Annotated in this window: 3 protein-coding genes and 1 riboswitch; all 3 genes read left to right on the forward strand. The window is 40.4% G+C overall.

What is annotated here, in order from left to right:
* Positions 1–66: 66 nt before the first annotated feature.
* Genes xylF through ACTH6U_RS21245 form a run of 3 tightly spaced genes read left to right on the forward strand, consistent with a single transcriptional unit; the run spans position 67 to position 3,821 of the window.
* Positions 67–1,065, forward strand: a complete 999-nt coding sequence (gene xylF, locus ACTH6U_RS21235) for a D-xylose ABC transporter substrate-binding protein (RefSeq protein ID WP_027697819.1) — start codon at positions 67–69, stop codon at positions 1,063–1,065.
* Positions 1,066–1,116: 51 nt separating this feature from the next.
* The gene (locus ACTH6U_RS21240; RefSeq protein ID WP_038150282.1) at positions 1,117–2,646 is read left to right on the forward strand and encodes a xylose ABC transporter ATP-binding protein; all 1,530 of its coding nucleotides are present in this window, start codon (positions 1,117–1,119) and stop codon (positions 2,644–2,646) included.
* Positions 2,643–3,821 (forward strand): sugar ABC transporter permease, encoded by a 1,179-nt coding sequence (locus ACTH6U_RS21245; protein ID WP_051241351.1) that lies wholly within the window; start codon positions 2,643–2,645, stop codon positions 3,819–3,821. The genes ACTH6U_RS21240 and ACTH6U_RS21245 overlap by 4 nt, the downstream gene beginning before the upstream one ends.
* A gap of 67 nt (positions 3,822–3,888) precedes the next feature.
* Positions 3,889–4,040: riboswitch (FMN riboswitch) on the forward strand. This riboswitch is flagged as partial in the annotation.

Raw genomic sequence — 4,040 nt, forward strand, 5'->3', positions numbered from 1 at the left:
AAGTTAACTCAGTCACATAAATTTGCTGTCAATAGCTCCTGGGTGAATAGTTACTGAGGATGTAGCATGAAAAAATTAATACTGACAGTCTTAGGCATGATGTTAAGTGTTGGGCCAGTGCAATCTTTCGCCAAAGATATAAAAATAGGTATGGCGATTGACGACTTGAGATTAGAACGCTGGCAAAAAGACCGCAATATTTTTGTCAATAAAGCCGAAGAGTTAGGCGCGACCGTGTATGTTCAATCGGCGAATGGTAATGAGCAAACACAAATCTCACAAATTGAAAATATGCTTTCTCGTGGCGTCGATGTATTAGTCATTATTCCATATAACGGTGAAGTATTAAGTAATGTCATAAAAGATGCCAAACGTGATGGAATTAAAGTGCTTGCTTATGACCGACTAATTAATAACGCAGATATCGACTTTTATTTATCATTTGATAATGAAAAAGTCGGTGAGATCCAAGCGCAAGCGATGATAGATAAAAAGCCAACCGGTAATTATTTCTTAATGGGGGGGGCACCAACCGATAATAACGCAAAATTATTCCGTCAAGGCCAAATGAATATTCTTCAACCTAAGATTGATTCCGGCGATATTAAGGTTGTTGGTGATCAATGGGTAGATTCTTGGTTAGCAGAAAATGCATTGAAAATTATGGAAAATGCCTTAACGGCGAATAATAACAAGATTGATGCAGTTGTCGCGTCAAACGATGCTACGGCTGGTGGTGCGATTCAAGCGTTAGAAGCCCAGGGTTTGGCCGGTAAAGTCGCTATTTCTGGTCAAGATGCCGACCTTGCTGCAATCCGACGCATTGTAGATGGTACTCAGACAATGACGGTATATAAGTCGATATCTGAATTAGCCAATAAAGCGGCAGAAATTGCGGTTAAATTGGGAAGTGACGAAGACGTTGCATCGAATGCCTCTCTCAATAATGGCTTAAAAGATGTTCCCGCTTGGCTGTTGAACCCTATTTCAGTCGATAAGTCGAATATTGATGCAACTATTATTGCCGATCAATTCCACTCTAAAGAAGACGTTTATCAGAAATGACAAAAAAAGCACTTAATTACTCGGGTGGTTAAGTGCTTCTAGGAGAAGTATATGCGCTTATTAGAGATGAAAAATATAAAAAAAACCTTCGGTAATATTTATGCGCTTAATGGTATTCATTTAACTCTCGATAAAGGTGAAGTGTTATCCCTTTGTGGTGAAAATGGTTCCGGTAAGTCGACCTTAATGAAGGTGCTTTGTGGCGTTTATCCTTTTGGGGAATATGAAGGCGATATTTACTTTGAAGGCAAAAAAGTCGAAGCACAATCTATTAAAGATACAGAAAATCTTGGTATTGCGATTATTCATCAAGAACTCACTTTAGTGAAAGAATTAAGTATTTTAGAAAACCTATTTCTGGGTGATGAAATTAGTCACTTCGGCGTGGTCGACTTTATCCAAATGCATCAAAAAGCAGTGGGCTTACTTGATAAAGTTAAATTAACTGTGTCTCCAGAAACAAAAGTTAATGAGCTTGGGGTCGGCCAGCAACAATTGGTTGAAATAGCCAAGGCATTATCTAAAAAAGCCAAATTATTAGTGCTTGATGAACCGACCGCACCCCTAACTGAATCAGAAACTCAAATTTTATTAAACTTGGTGAAGAATTTAAAAGGGCAGGGAGTAAGCTGTATTTTTATTTCACATAAGTTAAGTGAAGTGAAAGCGATTTCCGACCATATCTGTGTGATTCGTGATGGTGAGCATATTGGGACTCGTCTTGGCTCTGAAATGACGACTGATGACATTATTACCATGATGGTAGGCAGGGAGATGAAAGAATTGTATCCCAAAGAAGCTCATGAGATCGGTGATGAGGTTTTGCGTGTTGAGGATGTATTTGCAAAAGATAAATCTAATCCTAGTACTTACAAGGTGAAAAGTGCAAACCTTCAATTACGACGAGGGGAGATCTTAGGTATATCAGGGCTTGTAGGAGCAGGGCGTACGGAGTTGATGGAATGTATTTATGGCTGCTATCAAGGTGAATACGCAGGATGTTTTTATTTGAATGGAAATCCAATCTCATTCAAAACTAGTGAAGCCGCATTAAAATCAGGTATTGCAATGGTGCCGGAGGACAGAAAACGACATGGCATTATTCCGATCATGTCGGTAGGGCATAATATTTCGATTGCAGGGTTAGATAAATTTTCAAGTTATCAAGGCTTATCGAGAACGGATGAAGAGAAAGCCATTTTAGATTCAGTTGAGCAATTAAAAGTGAAAACGTCCAGTCATGATATCGCCATCAAACATTTATCGGGAGGCAATCAACAAAAGGCTATTTTAGCTCGGTTCTTAATGTTACAGCCGCAAATCTTAATTTTAGATGAGCCGACTCGGGGGATTGATGTCGGTGCTAAATATGAAATTTATAAATTGATGTTCGCCCTAGTGAAACAAGGGATTAGCATCATTATGGTGTCGTCTGAATTACCTGAAATTTTGGGGATTAGTGATCGCGTAGTTGTCATGCATGAAGGGGTTATTAAGGGTGAATTTAAAAATGAAGATTTGACTCAAGAAATGATTATGGATTGTGCGCTATCAGAACAAAAACAAGGAGAAGTAGCATGAGTGTGCAAGTGAAGGCAGGGAGAGCACCGGATAAGAGTCGTTCTATTTGGTCCTATTTAAAAGGGGATCATTTGCAGATGGTTATTATGATCATCGCGATTCTTTTTATCATGCTGTTTTTTAGTGTGATGACTGATTGGAGCTATTTAAGCCCTAGAAATATTTCTAATTTATTCAGGCAAACAGCGATAACGGGCATTCTTGCGATTGGCATGGTGTACGTGATTATTAGTGGTGAAATTGATCTTTCTGTTGGTTCTATGATGGGGCTGCTTGGTGGTTTAGCTGCAATTATGGATGTTTGGCTTGGACTTCCACTAGCCTTAACCATTGTCATTACATTAATTTCTGGGTTATTACTTGGTGCTTGGAATGGATGGTGGGTTGCTTACCGCAAGGTACCTTCTTTTATTGTTACTTTAGCTGGCATGTTAGCCTTTAGAGGCATTTTGGTTGGTGTGACTGATGGTACCACTGTGGCACCAACATCGGATGCGATGTCCATTATAGGGCAAAGCTATCTACCCAATATGATTAGTTTATTTTTAGGAGTTACAGGCCTGTGTGGTTACTTTGCGTGGCAAAAGCGCCAAAACCAATTAAGGCGTCATTATGGGTTAACGGTTCCTGATGTATCTAAAAATATTGGTAAAAGTGCCATTACCGCTATCGCTATTTTAGGCGTGATTCTATTGCTCAATGATTACCGTGGCGTGCCTATGCCAGTATTAATTTTATCGGTATTACTGATTGTGGGTATGTTTATTTCGAATAAAACCAGCTTTGGGCGACGCATTTACGCAATAGGAGGCAATATTGAAGCAAGTCGTTTATCTGGTATCAATGTGGAGCGCAATAAATTAGCCGTTTACGCTATGAATGGTCTTTTAGTCGGGGTGGCTGCCTTGATATTAAGTTCACGGTTAGGTGCTGGATCTCCTTCTGCCGGAAACATTGCTGAGCTTGATGCAATTGCCGCTTGTGTGATTGGTGGTGCGAGTATGGCTGGCGGCGTGGGGACGGTCCTTGGAGCGGTGATTGGTGCCTTTATTATGTCAGCTTTAGACAATGGTATGAGTATGATGGATGTTCCAACGTTTTGGCAGTACATCGTCAAAGGCTCGATCTTGTTGCTTGCGGTATGGATGGATAGCGCGACGAAGAGAAAAGCGTAATCGAATTAGATTTTATTGCATAGCTGTAATAGTATGTCTCCACCACACTAAGTGGCACAATTTTTTAACTTATTCTCAGGGCGGGGCGAAATTCCCCACCGGCGGTATATAGCACTTGATGTTATCAGCCCGCGAGCGCCTAGTTCATTATCGTTTTGAAGTAGGGTCAGCAGATCTGGTGAGATGCCAGAGCCGACAGTTATAGTCTGGATGGGAGAG

The sequence above is a fragment of the Providencia sp. genome, assembly GCF_052096715.1.
In the GTDB taxonomy this organism is placed as follows: Bacteria; Pseudomonadota; Gammaproteobacteria; order Enterobacterales; family Enterobacteriaceae; genus Providencia.

Excerpts from the sequence above, each read along its gene's own strand:
- xylF (WP_027697819.1), top strand. The coding sequence starts at position 67 with ATGAAAAAATTAATACTGACAGTCTTAGGCATGATGTTAAGTGTTGGG.
- ACTH6U_RS21240 (WP_038150282.1), top strand. The coding sequence starts at position 1,117 with ATGCGCTTATTAGAGATGAAAAATATAAAAAAAACCTTCGGTAATATT.
- ACTH6U_RS21245 (WP_051241351.1), top strand. The coding sequence starts at position 2,643 with ATGAGTGTGCAAGTGAAGGCAGGGAGAGCACCGGATAAGAGTCGTTCT.